21 protein-coding genes are annotated in these 19,267 nt (G+C 59.0%); 18 read left to right on the top strand and 3 right to left on the bottom strand.

Annotated elements, in window-relative coordinates; genetic code table 11:
* Positions 1 to 7 precede the first annotated feature (7 nt).
* The 17 genes from I6L47_RS18175 to I6L47_RS18095 all read left to right on the top strand — a co-directional run bounded on the left by I6L47_RS18175 (position 8) and on the right by I6L47_RS18095 (position 14,014).
* Positions 8 to 652, top strand: a complete 645-nt coding sequence (locus I6L47_RS18175; RefSeq protein ID WP_216948033.1) for a phage virion morphogenesis protein — start codon at positions 8 to 10, stop codon at positions 650 to 652.
* A gap of 80 nt (positions 653 to 732) precedes the next feature.
* Positions 733 to 1,278: a phage baseplate assembly protein V gene (locus I6L47_RS18170; RefSeq protein ID WP_216948032.1), complete on the top strand. Its 546-nt coding sequence runs from the start codon at positions 733 to 735 to the stop codon at positions 1,276 to 1,278.
* Complete coding sequence (locus tag I6L47_RS18165; RefSeq protein WP_159142666.1) at positions 1,275 to 1,634, top strand: GPW/gp25 family protein; 360 nt, start codon at positions 1,275 to 1,277, stop codon at positions 1,632 to 1,634. Before I6L47_RS18170 ends, I6L47_RS18165 begins: the two co-directional genes overlap by 4 nt.
* The gene (locus tag I6L47_RS18160) at positions 1,631 to 2,530 is read left to right on the top strand and encodes a baseplate J/gp47 family protein (protein ID WP_216948031.1); all 900 of its coding nucleotides are present in this window, start codon (positions 1,631 to 1,633) and stop codon (positions 2,528 to 2,530) included. Before I6L47_RS18165 ends, I6L47_RS18160 begins: the two co-directional genes overlap by 4 nt.
* Positions 2,527 to 3,165, top strand: a complete 639-nt coding sequence (locus tag I6L47_RS18155) for a phage tail protein I (RefSeq protein WP_216948030.1) — start codon at positions 2,527 to 2,529, stop codon at positions 3,163 to 3,165. Before I6L47_RS18160 ends, I6L47_RS18155 begins: the two co-directional genes overlap by 4 nt.
* Positions 3,162 to 4,169, top strand: coding sequence for a phage tail protein (locus I6L47_RS18150; protein ID WP_216948029.1), 1,008 nt, complete (start codon positions 3,162 to 3,164; stop codon positions 4,167 to 4,169). Before I6L47_RS18155 ends, I6L47_RS18150 begins: the two co-directional genes overlap by 4 nt.
* Before the next feature lie 9 nt (positions 4,170 to 4,178).
* Entirely contained in the window at positions 4,179 to 4,508 is a 330-nt protein-coding gene (locus I6L47_RS18145) for a hypothetical protein (RefSeq protein ID WP_216948028.1), read from the top strand.
* Positions 4,505 to 4,780 (top strand): phage tail assembly chaperone, encoded by a 276-nt coding sequence (locus I6L47_RS18140; RefSeq protein WP_216948027.1) that lies wholly within the window; start codon positions 4,505 to 4,507, stop codon positions 4,778 to 4,780. Before I6L47_RS18145 ends, I6L47_RS18140 begins: the two co-directional genes overlap by 4 nt.
* 164 nt (positions 4,781 to 4,944) lie before the next feature.
* Positions 4,945 to 6,123 carry a phage tail sheath protein gene (locus I6L47_RS18135; protein WP_216948026.1) on the top strand — a complete coding sequence of 393 codons (1,179 nt, stop codon included), beginning with the start codon at positions 4,945 to 4,947 and terminating at the stop codon, positions 6,121 to 6,123.
* A 12-nt stretch (positions 6,124 to 6,135) separates the two neighbouring features.
* Positions 6,136 to 6,654 (top strand): phage major tail tube protein, encoded by a 519-nt coding sequence (locus I6L47_RS18130; RefSeq protein ID WP_164536521.1) that lies wholly within the window; start codon positions 6,136 to 6,138, stop codon positions 6,652 to 6,654.
* A gap of 63 nt (positions 6,655 to 6,717) precedes the next feature.
* Positions 6,718 to 7,002: a phage tail assembly protein gene (locus tag I6L47_RS18125; protein WP_216948025.1), complete on the top strand. Its 285-nt coding sequence runs from the start codon at positions 6,718 to 6,720 to the stop codon at positions 7,000 to 7,002.
* A gap of 8 nt (positions 7,003 to 7,010) precedes the next feature.
* Positions 7,011 to 7,142 (top strand): GpE family phage tail protein, encoded by a 132-nt coding sequence (locus I6L47_RS18120; protein ID WP_216948024.1) that lies wholly within the window; start codon positions 7,011 to 7,013, stop codon positions 7,140 to 7,142.
* On the top strand, positions 7,139 to 9,505 hold the full coding sequence (locus I6L47_RS18115; protein ID WP_216948023.1) for a phage tail tape measure protein: 2,367 nt from the start codon (positions 7,139 to 7,141) through the stop codon (positions 9,503 to 9,505). Before I6L47_RS18120 ends, I6L47_RS18115 begins: the two co-directional genes overlap by 4 nt.
* A gap of 12 nt (positions 9,506 to 9,517) precedes the next feature.
* Positions 9,518 to 10,009 (top strand): phage tail protein, encoded by a 492-nt coding sequence (locus I6L47_RS18110; protein WP_139461254.1) that lies wholly within the window; start codon positions 9,518 to 9,520, stop codon positions 10,007 to 10,009.
* The gene (locus tag I6L47_RS18105; RefSeq protein WP_216948022.1) at positions 10,006 to 11,175 is read left to right on the top strand and encodes a phage late control D family protein; all 1,170 of its coding nucleotides are present in this window, start codon (positions 10,006 to 10,008) and stop codon (positions 11,173 to 11,175) included. Before I6L47_RS18110 ends, I6L47_RS18105 begins: the two co-directional genes overlap by 4 nt.
* Before the next feature lie 31 nt (positions 11,176 to 11,206).
* Positions 11,207 to 11,425, top strand: coding sequence for a hypothetical protein (locus I6L47_RS18100; protein WP_216948021.1), 219 nt, complete (start codon positions 11,207 to 11,209; stop codon positions 11,423 to 11,425).
* 1,137 nt (positions 11,426 to 12,562) lie between these two features.
* Entirely contained in the window at positions 12,563 to 14,014 is a 1,452-nt protein-coding gene (locus tag I6L47_RS18095; protein ID WP_216948020.1) for an aminoacyl-histidine dipeptidase, read from the top strand.
* An 81-nt stretch (positions 14,015 to 14,095) separates the two neighbouring features.
* Here I6L47_RS18095 and djlA read toward each other — a convergent pair whose 3' ends face one another.
* From djlA to I6L47_RS18080, 3 genes are read right to left on the bottom strand one after another with little or no spacing between them, the layout of a single operon-like run.
* The gene (djlA, locus tag I6L47_RS18090; protein ID WP_019444903.1) at positions 14,096 to 14,929 is read right to left on the bottom strand and encodes a co-chaperone DjlA; all 834 of its coding nucleotides are present in this window, start codon (positions 14,927 to 14,929) and stop codon (positions 14,096 to 14,098) included.
* 19 nt (positions 14,930 to 14,948) lie between these two features.
* Entirely contained in the window at positions 14,949 to 15,617 is a 669-nt protein-coding gene (murU, locus tag I6L47_RS18085; protein WP_216948019.1) for an N-acetylmuramate alpha-1-phosphate uridylyltransferase MurU, read from the bottom strand.
* Positions 15,614 to 16,624, bottom strand: a complete 1,011-nt coding sequence (locus I6L47_RS18080) for an aminoglycoside phosphotransferase family protein (protein WP_216948018.1) — start codon at positions 16,622 to 16,624, stop codon at positions 15,614 to 15,616. Before I6L47_RS18080 ends, murU begins: the two co-directional genes overlap by 4 nt.
* Positions 16,625 to 16,798: 174 nt before the next feature.
* Between I6L47_RS18080 and lptD the strand changes: the two genes are divergently transcribed.
* Positions 16,799 to 19,243: an LPS assembly protein LptD gene (gene lptD / locus I6L47_RS18075; protein WP_088870070.1), complete on the top strand. Its 2,445-nt coding sequence runs from the start codon at positions 16,799 to 16,801 to the stop codon at positions 19,241 to 19,243.
* The last annotated feature ends 24 nt before the right edge of the window (positions 19,244 to 19,267 follow it).

Genomic DNA, 19,267 nt, shown 5'->3' with positions numbered 1-19,267 from the left:
ATGAAAAATGAGTAGAGAGCTCGATGGCATCGAACAGCTGAGGAAGTTGGCAGACAAATTTGAAGCTGCTGGCAATCTTGGTGCGATGCAACGCACCTTGAGGGCGGCTAATGACCTGCTTCGGGATTTGAACAAAGACCGGATACAGAGAAACGTCACCCCATCCGGCAAAAAAATGAGGGAGCGGAAAGAGCCGCAACTCGGTAATGCCCACATCTCGTTCTTGTATGAACGAGCCGATGGGTTCCGCGCCATCCGCAATCTGAAGAACTACCGCAATGAAGGGGATAAATATACGGGGTTTGACCGCTATCGTGGCGCAATTCGGTCATTTCTCAAGCGGCGAATTATTCGCACAATCAGCCTGGACAAGCGGAAAATCACGGCGCCTCGTAGCCATCAGAAGATGTTCAAGCAACTCATCAGGGCTAAATGGCTGAAAGCGAAAATGACCAAGCAAGAGGCAAGTATCTACTTTGCTGGCGTAGCTGATCAGGTCGCCTATGTTCACCACTTCGGAGAAAAGGACAAGCCGAACCCTCATGCCAAACCAGTGCAGTACCCTGAGCGGGAATTGCTGGGCATCACCGACCAAGACATCGACAAGATAGAAGACCTGATGTTGAAACAAATCACTGAACAATTGAAGTAATAGCCGTGGCGGGTGTGTAGCGCCGCCACACACCCGCCGCCGCTGGTCAGCGCAAACGACGCCGCTACACACTCCCCCTCATGAACATCATCGAGCTACTCAGCAAAATCGACGACCTGATCCGCATCGGCACCGTGACAGAGGTGCGATCCGGTGAATGCCGCGTCAAAACCAAGGGCAACCACACCAACTGGCGGCCCTATCTGGTGCTGCGCGCAGGTAAAACACGTCGCCGCATGCGCCCCAGCGTCGGCGAGCAGGTGATCCTGTTAAGCCTTGGCGGTGACCTGCGCAATGCCTTTGTCTTGGCGGGCATCTACCGGAACGAACACCCAGAGCCGCTGGCCGACGATGACAACGGCGATCTCGATGGCGTCGAATATCCAGATGGTGCGGTCATCAAATACAACCCGACCACAGGTGAACTGACCGCAGAGGGCATCAAAACCGCCACCATCACCGCCAGCGTGGCGGTCAAGCTGATCACCCCGCTGGTTGAGTGCTCAGAACTGCTCAAGGCCAAGCGCGTCGTCAGCGAAACAGCCAAAGTGGGCAACATCGAGGTCGCCACCCACAAACACAAAGACACCATGCCGGGCGGCGGTACCAGCGGGGGCCCCGTATGAACTGGCAGGGCATGAATGCAGCCAATGGCCGCGCCATCAGCGAGACCGCCCACATCCTGCAATCGGTGCGGGATATTCTCACCACCCCCATCGGCACCCGCGTCATGCGCCGCGACTACGGCAGCGAGGTTTTCAGCCTCATCGACCAGCCCCAGCACGGCGCAACCCGCCTGCGCCTGATGGCCGCTACCGTTCACGCGCTCACCCTCTGGGAGCCGCGCATCCGCATCACCAAAGTCGAGATCGGCGCGCCTGAACTGGGCGGCGGCTGCGCCGTCACCCTCACATGGCGCCGCGCCGACAACGGCCTGCTCGAATCCGGCACCGTCCAGCTACCGACCGGAGCAACCTCATGAACATCATCGACCTGTCAAAACTACCTGCCCCGGATGCCCTTGAACTGCTCGACTTCGAGGCCATCCTTGCCGAGCGCAAAGCGGCCCTGATCGCCCTCTACCCGCCAGAGCAGCAAGCCGCCGTTGCCGCCACGCTGGAGCTCGAATCGGAGCCGATGAACAAGCACCTGCAAGAGAACGCCTATCGTGAGCTGATCCTGCGCGGTCGCATCAACAGTGCCGCCGTGGCCAATATGGTGGCATGGTCAAAGGGCAGCGATCTCGACGGGCTGGTATCAAACTGGGATGTCGAACGGCTGGTCGTGCAGCAGGGTGACGACACCGCCACCCCGCCGATCCCCACCATCATGGAAAGTGACGAAGCCCTGCGCGAACGTTCTCTGATGGCGTGGGATGCCATGAGCACAGCTGGCCCGCGCGGCGCCTACGAATTTTGGGCCCGCTCGGCAGATGGTCGCATCATCGACGCCAAAGCTATCAGCCCCAGTCCGGCCGTCGCCGTGGTCACCATCATCAGCAGCGAGGGCGACGGCACCGCCAGCCAAGAACTGATCACCAAAGCCACCGCCGAATGCAGCGACGAAGACCGCCTGCCGGTTGCCGACCGCATCACCGTGCAGAGTGCGGGGATCCTGCATTACACCATCACCGCCAAACTGCACATGGATCTCACCGGCGCCGAGGCAGAACTGGCGCTGACTGCCGCCCGCGACGCCTTGGCCGCATGGGTCAACCCGCGCAAACGGATCGGCGTGCGCATCGCGCGCTCGGGCATTGATGCCGTGCTGCATGTGCCGGGCGTCGTCTGGGTTGAGCTGGTCGGCTGGGCCGACATCATCCCGACCGACACCCAGGCAGCTTACTGCACCGGCTACACCGTCGAGGTCGCACCATGACCGACCTGCTGCCACCCTCTGCCACGCCGAGCGAGCGCAAGCTGGCCACCGTCAACGCCAAAGCCTGCGATCTGCCTGTCGATGTGCTGCGCACCCTCTGGAACCCGCACACCTGCCCGGTCTGGCGCCTGCCCAGTCTGGCCGCAGAGCGGTCGGTCGATCGCTGGGATGAAAACTGGCCGGAAGCAACCAAGCGCAAGGTCATTGCCAACGCCCCGTTCGTTCACCGCCACAAGGGCACCGTCGGCGCCATCCGCCGCGCCGTCGAACCCCTAGGCTACCTGATCCGGGTGCTGCACTGGTACCAAGAAACCCCGAACGCCGAGCCGGGCACCTTCAAGCTAGATGTCGGCGTGCTCGACACAGGCATCACCGCCGAGATGTTCGCCGAGCTGGAGCGGCTCATTGACGACGCCAAACCGCTGACCCGCCACCTTAAGGGCCTCGCCATCAGTCTGGAAACCAGAGGCAAAGCCTATCTGGGCGCCGCCTGCTATCTGGGGGAGGAACTGACCGTTTACCCATACCAGCCAGGGCCCATCGTGGTCTCTGGTCATAGCTGGCACGGCGGCATCACCCACACCATCGACACCATCACCATCAACCCACTTACCAACAACACGAGGACAGCATGAGCAACTTTGGAGCCATCCTGACCAATGCCGGAGCGGCCAAACTCTCCAACGCCATCGCGCTGGGGGTTCCGCTCAAGCTCACCCAGATGGCGGTGGGCGATGGCAACGGCCAACCAGTAACACCCGATCCGGCAATGGCAGCCATCCCGGGCGAAAAACGCCGCGCCGCCATCAACACCCTGTTCCCAGACCCGCTCGCCGCATCCCAACTGGTTGCAGAGCAGATCATCCCGGAAGACGTCGGCGGATGGTGGATACGCTGCGTCGGCCTGTACGATGACAGCAACACCCTGATCGCCATCGCCAATGTGCCTGACACCTACAAACCACTGCTTGCCAGCGGTGCTGGCCGCACCCAAATCATCCGTATGGTGCTGATCGTCAGCGATACCAACTCGGTCGAACTCAAGATTGATCCCGCCGTGGTGCTGGCAACCCGCAAATATGTTGATGATGTGATGGCAGCCCACAAGCTAAGCCGCGATCACCCAGATGCCAGCGAACTCGCCAAAGGCTTCTCCCGCTTCGCCACTCAGGCAGAAGTGGATGACGCTGCTGCGGATGACGTAGCGGTCACGCCGAAAAAGCTGAATCAGCACTACAAGCGTAAAAATATTCTGGGGGCGGTGTCACAAGTTGCCGGCATCCCGACCGGGGCGATCATTGAGCGGGGCAGTAATGCCAACGGTGAGTACATCAAATTTGCCGATGGGACCATGATCTGCTGGCGAACGTACACTGATACATCGTACTCATCCATGAGCGATAACGGTTCATATATTAAGTTTATTTCATCGATCTCTATGCCAGTGGTTTTTTCTTCAACTCCGGTATCGTTATGTTTCCCTATTTGGGAAACAGGAGAAAGCACTATGCCACGGTGGTGCGGAAATGCTGGTCAAGCTCAGCATTCTTCCACGTGGAATTTCGTTTCATTTACATCTGCCCCAGTATCAAACATAACGCTAAGTTTTGGCATGGTCGCGTTTGGGCGCTGGAACTAAGGGTTGCATATGAAAATTAAACTATCTCCTATCCAAACTGACGAAAGGTTGAATGCATCAGTGAAGGGGGATTGTCTCACTCTTAATGGAATCGAATTTAACTTCGAACCATTGCAAGAGGGAGAACTACTCCCATGTGCTGCTATAGCAACCAATTGGATATTAGGGGACGTTCAACGCCTTAATGGAGAAATTCATTTAACACTTAGATTGCCTCATGGGTATATGGCACCACATGAAACAAAATTCCCGACTGCTTATGAAATGCCGATGGACGTGAAAAATGGTGAGGTAATCTTGCCACCGTATGATATTTATCAGGAGGGCTTAGTGTTATGAATGTTGACTGGCAGCAGAAAATTACACAAGAGCACATATTTACGCAAACTGCTGAATCATTACGAAACCAGCGTGATGTCGTACTCGGTTCTACCTCATGGCTAGTTGAACGCCATCGAGACGAAATTGAATCTGCTATGGCGACAACATTATCAGCTGGCCAGTACAGTGACTTACAAGCATATCGTCAGCAGCTCAGAGACCTACCATCAGCCACTGGCTGGCCTTACATCGACATCCCGACACCACCTTCATGGCTGCAACAACCATAACCAACCACCCCGCCCTGTGCGGGGTGTTTTCTTTCTGTCCGCCACCGTCTGCGGGTGTGTAGCGGCCCCACACACCCGCACCAACTCGCCCAACCTGCGTCGCCCCTGCATCCTGACCGTGCTCATATTGATCACCTCCGTCCGGACACAGGAGAACCGCCACCATGGCACTCGACAGTTACCACCACGGCGTGCGCGTCGTCGAAGTCAACGAAGGCACCCGCACCATCCGCACCATTGCCACCGCCGTGATCGGCCTGCTTGGCCATGCGGAAGATGCCGACGCCACCACCTTCCCGCTCAACACCCCGGTCATCATTACCGACGTGCAAAAAGCCGTTGGCAAAGCTGGCACCCAGGGCACCCTGGCCAAAGCGCTGCAAGCGATCGCCGACACCGTCAACACCATCACCATCGTCGTGCGCGTTCCCAAAGGCGCCACCGACGAAGAGACCACCTCAAACGTCATCGGCGCCGCCAAGCCGGATGGCAGCTATACCGGCCTCAAGGCTCTGCAACGGGCCAGCTCTGCCACCGGCATCACCCCGCGCATCATCGGCGCGCCGGGGCTCGATACCCTGCCGGTTGCCACTGAACTGGCCGCCGTGGCGGTCAAGCTGCGCGCCTTCACCTACGTTTCAACCCACGGCTGCAACACCCCGACCGAGGCGCTGGCCTACCGCCAGAACTTCGGCCAGCGCGAAGTCATGCTGATCCACGGCGACTTTAAAAAGTGGGATACCGCTGCCAACGCAGAGGCGCAGGTCTGGGCCACCGCCAAAGCTATGGCCATGCGCGCCAAGATTGACAAAGAGGTTGGCTGGCATAAAACCCTATCCAACATCGCCGTCACTGGTGTGCAAGGGCTGACCAAGCAAGTGTTCTGGAGCCTGCAAGACCCCGACACCGACGCGGGCCTGCTCAACGAAAAAGACATCACCTGCCTGATCCAGTCCAATGGGTTCCTCTTCTGGGGCTCCCGCACCTGCTCGGAAGATCCCCTGTTCCAGTTCGAAAACTACACCCGCACCGCCCAGATCCTCGCCGACACCATCGCCGAGGCCCACATGTGGGCGGTAGACAAGCCGATGACCCCCACCCTGGTCAAAGACATCATCGAAGGCATCAAGGCCAAGGGCCGCGAGCTGGTCAGCCTCGGTTACCTCATCGGTTTCGACTGCTGGTACAACGAAGAGGTCAACGACAAAGACACCCTCAAGGCGGGCAAGCTCTACATCGATTACGACTACACCCCCGTGCCGCCGCTTGAAAACCTCATGTTCCAGCAGCGCATCACCGACCGCTATCTGGTCGACTTCGCCGCCCGCGTGGCCGCAGCATAAGGAGCATCAACCATGGCACTACCTCGCAAACTCAAGCGCTTCAACATGTTCGGTCAGGGTGAAAACTGGATCGGCGTTGCCGAAGAGTTCACCCCGCCGAAACTCAGCCGCAAGTTTGAAGCCTATCGCGGCGGCGGCATGCCGGGCGTTGCAAACATCGACATGGGGCTCGATGACAGCGCCCTCGATATTGATTTCACCCTGGGCGGCTATGGCGACGAAGTGCTCGGCTACGTCGGCGAACCGAAAGTAGACGGCACCATGATCCGCTTCTCCGGCTCCGTCCAGCGTGATGACACTGGCGAAGTCACCGCCGTCGAAATCCTCACCCGTGGCCGGGTCAAAGAGATCGACCGTGGCACCTTCAAGGCGGGCGACAACACCCAGGCCAAGGTCAGCATGACCTGCACCTACTACAAAGAGACCATCAACGGCGCCGTCATCCACGAAATCGACACCGTCAACATGATCGAGATCGGGCCGGATGGCGTCGACCGCATGGCGGAACACCGCAAGGCCATGGGCCTCTAATCCACCCAACCACATCCGGGCGGCATGGCCGCCCGTTACTACATACCGAATAAGGAACACACCATGACTCAGAAAACCGTCACCCTCGATTACCCCATCCAGCGCGGCGAAACCACCATCAGCGACGTGACAGTTCGCAAACCCATGGCGGGCCAGCTGCGCGGCCTCAACATGACCGACATCCTGCAGATGGATATCAACGCCCTCTCCAAACTGCTGCCGCGCATCACCAGTCCGGCACTGACCGAAGTGGACATCAGCGGCATGGATCCGGCTGACCTGATGCAGTTGGGACAGGAGGTGGCCACTTTTTTGGTACCCAAGAAAATGGCCTACCTCACTGCGTAGACGACCTGATGGCCGACTTGGCCATCATCGTCCACTGGCCGCCGTCAGAGATGGACGCCATGGAGCTCGACGAGCTGATGGGCTGGCACCAACGCCTTGTTGAGCGATACAACCACATCAACGGGGCAGACGAATCATGAGCACCCTCAAGTTACAAATCCTGCTCGGGGCGGTGGACAAACTCACCGCCCCCCTCAAGGCCGTCACCGGCCAAAGCCGCATCACCGCCAAAGACCTCGCCGACACCAAGGCCAAAATGCGAGACCTTGAAAAACAGTCCGGCCAGATTGACGGCTATCGCACCCTCGGCAAACAGATCGGCGCCACCCGGGCAGAACTGACTCAGGCGCAGCAAACCGCCCAGCGCATGGCCCGCGAACTGGCAGCGACCAGCAACCCGACCAAAGCCATGACCCGCGATCTGGAAAAGGCCAAGGTGGCAGTGCGTGACCTCACCAACAAAGAGCGGGAAATGGTCAGCCGACACGGCGCCATGAAAACCGCCATGCAGCAGGCAGGAATCAACACCAAGCAACTCAGCCAGCACCAGCGCCAACTCAAGACAGATTTGGCCTCCACCACCGCCCAACTGGAACAGCAACGCAGCAAGCTGGCCCAGGTCAGCGCACAGCAAAAGCGCCTCGCCCAAGTCAAAGCCAACTACGACAAGACGATGAACCTGCGGAATTCAATGGCAGGACATGGCGCCGCCGGAATGGCCACCGGTGCGGCGGGGCTCTACAAAATCAACTCGATCGCCTCGGTCGGTCTCGACTTCGACGCCCAGATGTCAAAAGTGCAGGCCCTCACCCGCCTGCAGAAAGGCAGCGCCGAGCTGGCCATGCTGCGTCAACAAGCGCGGGATCTCGGGGCATCAACCAGCTTTACCGCCATGGATGCCGCGCAGGCGCAAGGCTTCTTGGCGATGTCTGGCTTTAACCCGAAACAGATTAAGGCTGCGATGCCGGACATGCTCGACCTCGCCAAAGCATCCGGCGTGGGGCTTGACCAGACGGCCGATATTGCCTCCAACATTCTCAGCGCCTTCAAGATGGAGGCGGCCCAGATGGGCAGGGTCAGCGATACGCTGGCGCTCACCATGACCACCTCAAACGTAGACCTCAACATGTTGGCGGAAACCATGAAATACATGGGCCCCATCGCCAACAAGGCAGGCATGAGCCTTGAAGAAGCGGCCGCCGCCGCTGGCTTGCTGGGGAACATCGGTATTCAGGGGTCAAACTCGGGTACCGCCCTGCGCGCCATGCTGAACCGGCTGGCAGGGCCGACCAGCAAAGCCGACAAGCTGATGAAAAGTCTGGGGGTGACCACCAAAGACGCCAGCGGCAACATGCTCAACATCGTGGACATCATGGCCCAGGTCGCCAAGCAAACGGAGAAGATGGGCAACGCTGACCAGTTGGCCGCATTCAAAGAGATCTTTGGTGAAGAAGCCGCATCAGGGATGGCCGAACTGATCGGCCAAGCCGGGGCCGGTGGCTTTGCCAAATACGCCGCCATGATCCGGCAACAGAGCAAAGGGGTGGCGAAAGAGATGGCCGCCGTGATGGGGGACAACGCTCGCGGCGATCTGGATAACATGACCTCGGCGTGGGAAGACCTCAACATCCAGCTGCTGGAAACCCAGAACGGGCCACTGCGCGGCCTGATCCAGCAAGTGACCAGCATGACCCAAGCCGCTGGCGTCTGGATGCGTGAAAACCCAGAGCTCACCGCCACCATCACCAAGGTCGCCGCCATCATCGCCGTCACCGCTGCCGTGGGCGGCGGCCTGCTGCTGGTGCTGGCTGGCCTGCTGGGGCCAATCGCAGCACTCAAGATGGGGTTTGGCATGATGTTGACCATGGGCGGGCCACTGCTGACCGTGCTCAAGGGGCTAACCATGGGCTTTGTAAAACTGGGGCTTGCCATCCTCACCACCCCCATCGGCTGGATTATCGCGGGGATTGCCGCCATCGCTGCCGGCGCTTACCTCATCTACAAGAATTGGGACCAGCTCGGGCCGTGGTTCAAATCCACCTGGGAGCAGTGCAAAGCGGCCACCAGTGAATTTTGGGACTACCTGACCACCCTGCCATCCCGGGCGCTCAACGCGGGCAAAGCCATCATCGACGGCCTGATCGGCGGTATCTCGGCAAAATGGGAAGAACTCAAGGCCAAGGTGAAATCCATCACCGACATTCTGCCGGACTGGATGAAAGGGGGATCGGCCATCACGGCCACCGTTCGGCAATCGGGTTACCTGACGGGCAACTATAACCAGCCCGCCATGGCCACCGGCTACGGGCCGACCATGTACCAACCGCCCAAGCTGGCACCTGCCAGAGGGGGCGGGACAACCCAGATCCACGCCCCCATCAGCATCGTGCAGCAGCCGGGGCAATCTGGCGCCGATGTGGCGCAAGAGGTAAGCCGCGAACTGGACCGCCGCGAACGGCTGGCATCTGCCCGCACCCGCGCCAGCCTGCGCGACACCAACTAAGGAGACACCACCATGATGATGACCTTGGGCTGGTTCGTGTTCCAGCGCTCCACCTTCGCCCCCCAGTCACAACAGGATGACCGCGCATGGCGCCACCCGGGCAACCCTCGGGTCGGCGCCCGTCCGGCCTACCAGTACACAGGGCCGGATGATGAAACCACCGTGCTATCCGGCACCCTCTACCCTGAACTGACGGGCGGGCCGGTTACCCTCGACCTGCTCCATGAAATGGCCGCCACCGGCAAAGCCTTCCCCCTGATCCAGGGGGATGGCGTGATGCGGGGCTATTTCGTCATCGAGCGCACCAGCGTCACCCGCTCCGAGTTCTTCTCGGACGGCGCCGCCCGCAAGCTGGATTTCACCATGAACCTCAAGCGGGTGGACGACGACGAAAACACCCTGGGCAACAAGCTGATGGGCCGCGCCATCGGTGGCATCGCCAGTCGGCTGGGCATCAGCAACATCGTCGGCACCATCGGCAACAAGATCGGGGGCCTGCTGTGAGCCTGACAGATAACGTGGTGACGGCTGTCACCAGCACCCTGACCAGCCAGCTGGGGCAATTCAGCATCACCGGGGCCGATCATCCGGCCCCGGCTTACCAGCTGCTGATCGACGGCACGGACGTATCCGCCACCATCCGGCCCCGCCTGATAAGCCTCAACATCACCGACAATCGCGGGTTTGAAGCCGACACCATCGACATCGAACTCGACGACAGCGACGGCAAACTGGCGATGCCGCGCCGTGGCGCCAGAATGCGCGTCATGATCGGCTGGCAGGGCCAACCGCTGGTTGATAAGGGGGAATACACCATCGACGAGGTGGAGCACACCGGCACCCCGGACAAGCTCACCATCCGGGGCAAATCGGCCGATCTGCGCGGCAACCTCAACAAGCTGCGCCAGACCAGCTATCACCAGCAGACCGTCGGCAGCATTGTCGATGCCATCGCCCAGCGCCACAGCCTGATCCCCGCCTGCGCCGAACGCTTCAAGGGCATGCAGATTGACCACATCGACCAGCAGAACGAAAGCGATCCCGCCTTCCTCACCCGCTTGGCCGGTCAATGTGGCGCCCTGACCACCGTCAAATCGGGGCGGCTGCTCTTTATCGGCCAAGGCAAGGGGCTCACCGCCAGCGGCAAACCGCTCCCATCAGTCACCATCACCCGCCAGGACGGCGATCAGCACCGCTTCGCCGTGGCTGACCGCGACGCTTACACCGGCGTATCGGCCAACTGGCACGACCCGAAGAAGGCCACCACCGAAGGCTCGACCATCAAGCGCAAACGCAAGAAGAAACCAAAGCCGGAGCAGGCGCTGCCGAGTGACACCACCGTAGACAAAGAAGGCCGCGAACTGCTGATTGGCGACAGCGAAAACGTCAAGGTGCTGCGCCACATCTACGCCAACCAGACCAACGCCATGCGCGCCGCCCGCGCCGAGTGGGAACGCCTGCAACGTGGTGTTGCCGAGTTCGAGATCACCCTCGCCAAAGGCCGCCCCGAGCTATACCCGGAACAACCCACCACAGTCAGGGGATTCAAACCGCAGATCGACGAGGCCAGCTGGGTGCTGACCAAAGTCAGCCACAGCCTGACCAACAGCGGCTACACCAACAACATCAGCCTAGAAGTCGCCATCGACGACCTGCCTGAGGTAGAGTAACAAACTAAATATCTGGTTAAGGGGAACGAGCGTGGAACTGACAGAACAGGAGTGGATGGCTGTAACGCTGGCAGTAACGATGACAAAGGGACTGCAGAAGTACAAGGATATGGGGTTGCTGGTAAAGGTTCAGTATGAAGCCAGCGAAACAGAGGAAAAGGATGAGTTCATATCAGCAGCATCAAAGGAACTGGAAGAAGCAATACAGTTGCTGCAGTCAGCAAAAAACAAGCTAGAAGCAAAGGCATAAAGGGTTTGAAAAACAAAAAGGCGGCAGAGCCAACACTCTGCCGCCTTTTCCGATCATCAGATTTTCCTGCCGCCACTTTGCCGCCACTATCGAAACAAACGGGTCAGCAAACCAACGTAAACCACTGATATTAAATGCCTTTTGATGTGTTAAAAATCCCATACTAAAGAGCATAGAACTTTTTCGGCATGTTATCGATCTCGAATAGTTATTTAAAAACAATCACTTAAAATAAAAACATCCGCAATTATCCCTGCGGATGCCAGTAAATGGCGGCCCTTGCCCGACTGAATTCAGATTGCACTTCGGCTGCCTCAGGGCTAAGCCTCGGCAGCAAATCTGATAACAATGGAAGCAAGATGGGCTTATCCGGCGATCGGTTAGATGATGTGTCCAAACCGCGGACAGGCTGTTGGGCCGATATGATAGCACCGTTTGCAGAGAAAATGCCTGGCAAACGTATGCCAAAAACAGGAAAAATCGGCATCACCCTCTCCATTCGGCACATCTAGAGCGCCAAACGACTAACCTGCCGTCCCTGCTGCCGAGTCCTAATGGGCTGTGCGGCAAATCGCAGATAAAAAAATAGCAGGGGGAGGATTTACCTCACGCACCTGCTGCTTTCTCGCCTCTGCCTGGTTGGGCAGCTCGTCTTAGCGACGAGTGACGAAGGGGTTAGGGTAGCTGAAACCCTGGGTATACAAAGAGGGGGCAAACCAATAGGTTGAGTTGCTGCCTGGCATATTGAAACTCCTGATTGCTTAACAAGTTACGTACCTTTAATGCGGGCTCAAATCCTTGAACGAACACTCGGTTCCATGGAGGCGCACTTGCTTTGCTTCGGTTCCCTGGAGGCTTTCATCGTCATCCTGACGGGTGGCGAACCACGGGAGCTAATTTACCAGTCGGTGCGTTAAATTCAATATTTTTGTGAGATCGGTCACACATTTTCTTTTCTATCGGTCAGCGTCGTCCGAACCTGACGATCGTACTGCCTGGTTGCCATCAGCCAGCACAAGCTGCCTGCGATTTGCGCTGATTGCTCACATTTTTGTGTGATTGACTGTATTATCGTTATCCTCTTCCCCGGCCCGCTGATGGGGCCCTGTTAATTCCGTGCTGGTAAGGAGTCCCGACGTGGCACAGCTTAGCTCTCTCTCTCCCAAACTGATTTGGCATTTCTTCGAACAGATCTGCTCCATTCCCCACCCTTCCAAACATGAAGCCAAACTGAGCGCCTGGATCATCCAATGGGCTCAAGGGGAAGGTCTGGCGGTCAAGCAGGACAAGGTCGGCAACATTATCATCAAGAAACCGGCCACCCCGGGGATGGAAAACCGCAAAGCCGTGGTACTGCAGGCCCACATCGACATGGTGCCGCAGGCTAACGCAGACACCAAACACGACTTCGCGACCGATCCCATCGATGCCTATGTAGATGGCGAGTGGGTCACTGCCCGTGGCACCACCCTGGGTGCCGACAACGGCATCGGTATGGCCGGTTGCCTGGCTGTGCTGGCTGACAAGACCATCAAGCACGGTCCGCTGGAAGTGCTGCTGACCACAGACGAAGAGACCGGCATGACCGGCGCTTTCGGTCTGGAAGCGGGCTGGCTGGAGGGCGAAATTTTGCTCAACACCGACTCCGAAGAGGATGGCGAAGTCTATATGGGCTGCGCTGGCGGTGTGGATGCCAATATCCGCTTCCAGCTCGAACTGGTTGACGCCAGCGAAGGCGAAGCGTTCGAACTGGCCGTAAAAGGGCTGCGCGGCGGTCACTCAGGTTGCGATATCCATCGCGGCCGTGGCAACGCCAACAAGCTGCTGGTTCGCCTGCTCAAAGCAGCAGAGCCGCTGAGTGTTCGTCTGGCCGAGATCCACGGCGGCACGCTGCGCAACGCCATCCCGCGCGAAGCCCGTGCCACCCTGCTGGTACCTGCTGTCAGCGTAAACGAGTTCAAGGCACTGGTTGACCGCTACACCGGGATCTACCAGACAGAACTGGCCGCCACCGAGCCGAACCTGACCGTGCTGGTCAACAACGCCGCCAAACCGGCCAAGCTGATGAGCGTCTCCCTGCAGCAGCGCCTGCTGGATGCCCTGATGGCCTGCCCGAACGGCGTGATGCGCATGAGCGATGCCATGCCCGGCGTGACCGAAACCTCTACTAACCTGGGGGTCATCAAGACTCAGGATGGCGAAGTGTACGTCCAGTGCCTGATCCGCTCCCTGATTGACTCCGGCCGCGAGAGCATCGAGCAGATGACCCGCTCCCTGTTCACCTTGGCAGGTGCCAGCTGCGAATTCACCGGTGCCTATCCGGGTTGGGCGCCGAACGTCGACTCCCCCGTCATGGCGCTGGTACGCAATAGCTACCAGACCCTGTTCGGCACCATGCCCAACGTCATGGTGATCCACGCCGGTCTCGAGTGCGGTCTGTTCAAGAGCGCCTATCCGGAGTGGGACATGGTCTCCTTCGGCCCGACCATCCGCGGTGCCCACTCCCCTGACGAGAAGGTACATATCCCGGCGGTCGAACGTTTCTGGCAACTGCTGGTGCACGTGCTGGAAGCGATTCCGGCCAAATAACCCGGCCTACGCCACACAGTAAAACAAAGCCCCGCACTGCTGCGGGGCTTTTTATTGTCTGTTCCAACCTGACGTTGGCACTTACCGGATGCCGCGCGCCTCGCGGATCCACTCCCAGGCTTGCTGGATCTCCTGGGTCTTCTCCTTGGCCATCTCCATCATCTCCGGCGGCAACCCCTTGGCAGCCAGCTTGTCCGGGTGATGCTTGCTCATCTCCTTGCGGTAGGCGCGCTTGATATCCTGATCGCTGTCGCTCTCGCTCACCCCCAGCAACTGGTAGGCATTCTTGAGGCGATCCGCAGAGGGTGCCGCCTGCCGATACTGCTGACTACCGGAATGGCCCCCCTGATACTGGCCATGGGCCTGATTGAAGAAGTTCATCTGCGCTTCGGCCATCGCCAGAATGCGGGCCAGCTCGATGCGGCTGAAGCCCAGCTCGTCGGCAATGGTGTGCAGAATGGCGCGTTCGCCCTCCTCCACCCGCCCGTCGGCAAAGGCCGCCTGCAACTGCACCTCGAGGAAGAAGCGCAGGATATCGCGCTGCCCCAGACTGGCACGGCGGAACTCGGCCAGGGTCTCGCGCAGCGGGAAGTCGGCCTCCTTACCGAGACGAAACGACTCCTGCGCCCGGGCACGCTGTTCGCCCGCCAGCCGCATCCGATCCATCAGGTTGGAGGCAACCCGGATCTCCTGTTCGGTCACCTGACCGCTTGACTTGGCGATGTGACCCATCACCGAGAAGGTGGCATGGAAGAAGACGGCTTGCTGCTCCTGACTCGGGCCGCGACGAAACGCCCCCTGCAACCCCATGCCACGGTCGAAACGGTGGCCGATCCAGAGGCCAATCAGGGCTCCGATGATATTGCCGAGCAGAAAACCGAAGAAGGCGCCCAGCACCTTACCCCAAATACGCATGGTTCAAGACCTCTTGAAGTTAATGAGTGCGGGTCTGGAGCTGGTCATCCAGCTCGCGCAGTCGATCGACCGTGCCGATATCGCGCCACTCGCCAGCGAGCAGGCTGCCGCCCACCCGCCCTTGAGCCATCCAGTCACGGAGCAGGGGCGCCAGCTTGCGGGCACCGCCCGCGAGACCGGCAAAGGCCGCCGGATCATATAGTCCGACCCCGCTGAAGGTAAACGCTGGCGTATCCATGACTCGCCCCCCTTGTAGGGCAAAGTCCCCGCTCGGGTGCTGGGGCGGATTGGGCACCAGCCAGAGGTGGGCCAGATCATTACCAAGGGGCTGGCTGACCAAGGTGTGATAATCGAGATCGAGCCAGGTATCGCCGTTGATCACCAAAAAGGGTTCAGAGCCCAGTAGCGGCAGCGCCTGCACAATGCCGCCCGCGGTCTCCAGTGCGCTCTCCTCGGCTGACCAGTGGATGGTCACGCCCAGCGCACTGCCATCACCAAGGCTCTCGACCAGCTTGTGGCCGAGCCAGGCGTGGTTGATCACCAGCTCGGTCACGCCAGCTGACTTCAACTTTTCGATATGGTGGACGATAAGCGGCTTGCCCCCCACCGCCAGCAGCGGCTTGGGCAGCAGGTCGGTCAGCGGGCGCATCCGCTCGCCACGGCCAGCGGCCAGGATCATCGCCTTCATGGTTTAACCCCAGCGTTGGCGATCCCCGGCAACACCACCTGCTCCAGCCACTGACCAAAACGGGCCAGTACCGGATAGGCACGACCATGAGTGCGACAGACATCCACCACATAGCCGAGGGTACGGGGAATATCCTTGAGATAGCCGGACTTGCCGTCGCGATGATAGAGCCGGGTGAAGAGTCCCGCCGCTTTGAGGTGGCGCTGCATACCGGTCAGGTCGGCATCGCGGCGGAAACTGGCGTAGTCGCGCTCGCCAAGCAGTCCCGCCTGCTGCAGAGTGGCAAAACCGTGTTGCATCCCCTGCTCGATCACCGCGTCCGGCCAGCGTACGTAGCAATCTTTCAGCAGGGAAACCAGATCATAGGTGAGCGGGCCGATGACCATATCCTGAAAATCGATGATAGCGAGTTCGCTGCTATCAGGAGTGTCTCCGCCACACACCATCAGGTTGCGACTGTGGAAATCTCTATGCATCACCCCCTGCGGCTGGGCCAGATTGCAGGCAGTGAGGCAGGCGAAGGTCTCGTCCAGCAGTTGCTGCTCTTCATGGCTCAGGGTCAGCTGCAGATGCTGGCCCAGCAGCCACTCGGGGAAAATGCTGTTCTCCCGCGCCATAAAAGCGGCATCGAAGGGTTCAAGCGCCAGTTCAACCGCCCCCAGGCGGGGCAGCAAATCAATCGCCTTGCCATACCAGGCCAGCACATTGTGTTCGTTCAAGCAGCTGATCAGCTGGGTATCGCCCAGATCACTGACCGCCAGCAGCCCCTGTTCGTAGTCCACCGCCTTCACCTCTGGCGCCAACAGCTGACGCGCCTGCAAGGCGGCCGCGTTACGAACAAATTCATGATTTTTTTCGGTTTTCGGATTGGCATCCACCCACACCAGACCACCACCACGAGAGTAGCGGCGGAAGCTGGCATCACCGGAAATGAGGGTCAACTGAAGATTGGCATCACCGGAAATACGGCGTGCCCACTGCAATAGCAGGGAATCGCGATCGTGCATAAGTAGAGGACCAAGGTGGAAAGCAGCACTTGGCTGTTAGCCCTGGCCGCAATAATGCTTTATCATTGCCGGCTAACATAAAGCAATGACATGCAATGTCAACTCGATGAAACCTGTCGTAAAATGCATGCCTTGGATCAACCGTATCTATCACGGATTGCACGAGTCTTTCACATGACAAAATGGACACTGGGGTACCGCTATCCCATCGCCCTGACTATCAGCCTGGCCCCCGCACTCACCCCTATGATGGTGCAGGCGGCCCCGTTCGAAGCGCCGCCAGCCACCGGCATTCTAGATAGTCTCTGCTATGACTATGTTCCCAAGATAGAGAAGCCTGCATCGGATCAGGATGCCAACGCACAGCCGGTCGAGGTTGATGCTGACCGTCTCGAGGCCAAACAGGGCGGCACCGCCGTCTATGAAGGTGACGTCAAGGTTCGTCAGGGTGTTCGCAAGTTTGACTCTGACTATGCCCAGCTCGACCAGAAGAGCCGGGATGTCATCGCCATCGGCAACATCTATTACAATGACGGTCAGGTGACCGTCACCAGCGACAAGACCCTCAAATCCAATCTGGATACCAAGAACTCCGAGCTGGAAGAGGGCAAGTATCAGGTGCATGGCTCACCGGTGCGCGGCTTTGCCAAGCGCGTGGTGATGACCAACAACAACCAGAACATCACCATGGAGGGGGCCCAGTACACCACCTGCCCCCCCGGTCAGGAAGTGTGGACCCTCAAGGCGGGCAGCATCGACATCGACCAGAAAGAGGTGTTCGGCGAAGCCTGGAACGCCAGCCTCTGGCTCTATGACTACCCGGTGTTCTACTTCCCTTATATCAACTTCCCCATCAAGGATGAGCGGAAGACCGGTCTGCTCTACCCGGGTTACAAGCAAAGCTCCAGCAACGGCATGGATATCACCCAGCCCTTCTACTGGAACATTGCCCCCAACTATGATGCCACCATCACCTCCCGTTTTATGGACAAACGCGGCCTGATGGAGCAGGTGGAGTTCCGCTACATGCCGGACCCCGCCCACACCGGCACCCTCTATTTTGAAAATCTGGCGGATGACAAGCAGTACAGCCCGAGCAATCCGAGTCTGGCTGGCCTGTCCGATGGACATCGCTACCTGATGAACGTCCGCCACGGTTCCGCCCTGATGGATGGCAGCCTGCGTTTTGGTATCGACTACACCCAGGTGCGCGACAAGGACTACAACTATTTCAACGACTTCAGCCCGCAAGTGGGCACTCAGGTCGACAGCCAGTTGCAGCAATCCTTTACCGCCGGCTATTACCAGCCTAACTGGAACCTCACCTCCGAGGTGCGCCGCTACCAGATCCTGAGCCCATATGCGCTGCTGCCCCACGAGATGCTGCCGCGTATCGACTACAACTACTATCAGCAAGGCAAGTGGTTCGATCTGGCCTGGAACAGTGAACTGACCAAGTTTGGCTATGACAGTGGCAGTGCCGCCACTCTGCAAGCAGGTGAGCGCTATACCGCCACCCGCCTGCATCTGGCGCCAACCCTGACCGTGCCCCTGGTGGATGCACCGGGTTACTACCTGACCAGTCAGTACAAGCTGATGTTTACCTCCTACAACCAGGAGGTACCCGATAATCTGGTTAGCCAGGACCGCAGCCGCTTCACCGATGCAGACAGCAAACAGCTGACCCTGAAAGAGGGCACCATTACCCGTACTCTGCCCTCCTTCCGCCTCAAGGGGGGCGTCAACTTCGATCGGCCGCTCGACTGGTATGATGGCAAGGGCACCCAGACCCTGGAGCCCGAGTTCCAGTACCTCTATATCCCTTACAAAAATCAGGACGAGATCGGGATCTACGACTCCACCACCACCCGTCAGGACTACTACAGCCTGTTCAGTGATCGCCGCTTTGCCGGTCTCGACCGCATTAGCGATGCCAACCGGGTCACCGTTGGCCTGACCAGCCGGGTCTATGACAATGTGGGTGATGAACGGTTGCGTCTGGCGGTGGCCCAGGCCTTCGAAATGACACCACCCAAGGTGCGCCTCTACCCTTCAAATCCGGAAAGCACCAACGCCCGCTCCCTGCTCTCGTTTGAGGGGGATGCACGGATCACCGATGAGTGGTTTGCCCACGCAGGAACCCAGTACGATACCTCCGAGGGTGAATTTACGGCTGGCAACGGTGCAGTCGAGTACCGGACCGGCAAGCTGACCACTCAGGTCAACTACCGCTACATCAAGGATGGCAACCTGGACTATCGCTATCCGACCAACACGGCACTGGCAGAAGATCTGAGCCAGGCGGGTCTGGTGATGATGGCGCCGATCGCCGATCAGTGGCAGATGTATGGCGGTTACTACCGTGACATCAAGCAGGATGTGAACATTGACCGCAAGATCGGTGTCAAATACGACTCCTGCTGCTGGAGCATCAACATGAGCCTGGAGTGGCACAATCAGCCGGACAACGTCACCCTGAAGCCCACTTCGGAAAAAGTCATTGGTCTGCAGTTTGAAATGAAGGGACTTGGCAGCGTGGGTACCGGTGGCCGCAGCGTCACCCTGGATACCGAGCTGTTGCCCTATGTTCGCCCGTTTAATCTGAAAGGCCAGCAATGATGCTGGCCCAGCCTTGAGAGATGG

This window comes from Aeromonas sp. FDAARGOS 1417 (genome assembly GCF_019046985.1).
Taxonomy (GTDB): domain Bacteria; phylum Pseudomonadota; class Gammaproteobacteria; order Enterobacterales; family Aeromonadaceae; genus Aeromonas; species Aeromonas veronii.
Note: the sequence above shows the minus strand (reverse complement) of the source record. Positions and strands in the feature narration are given on the sequence as shown.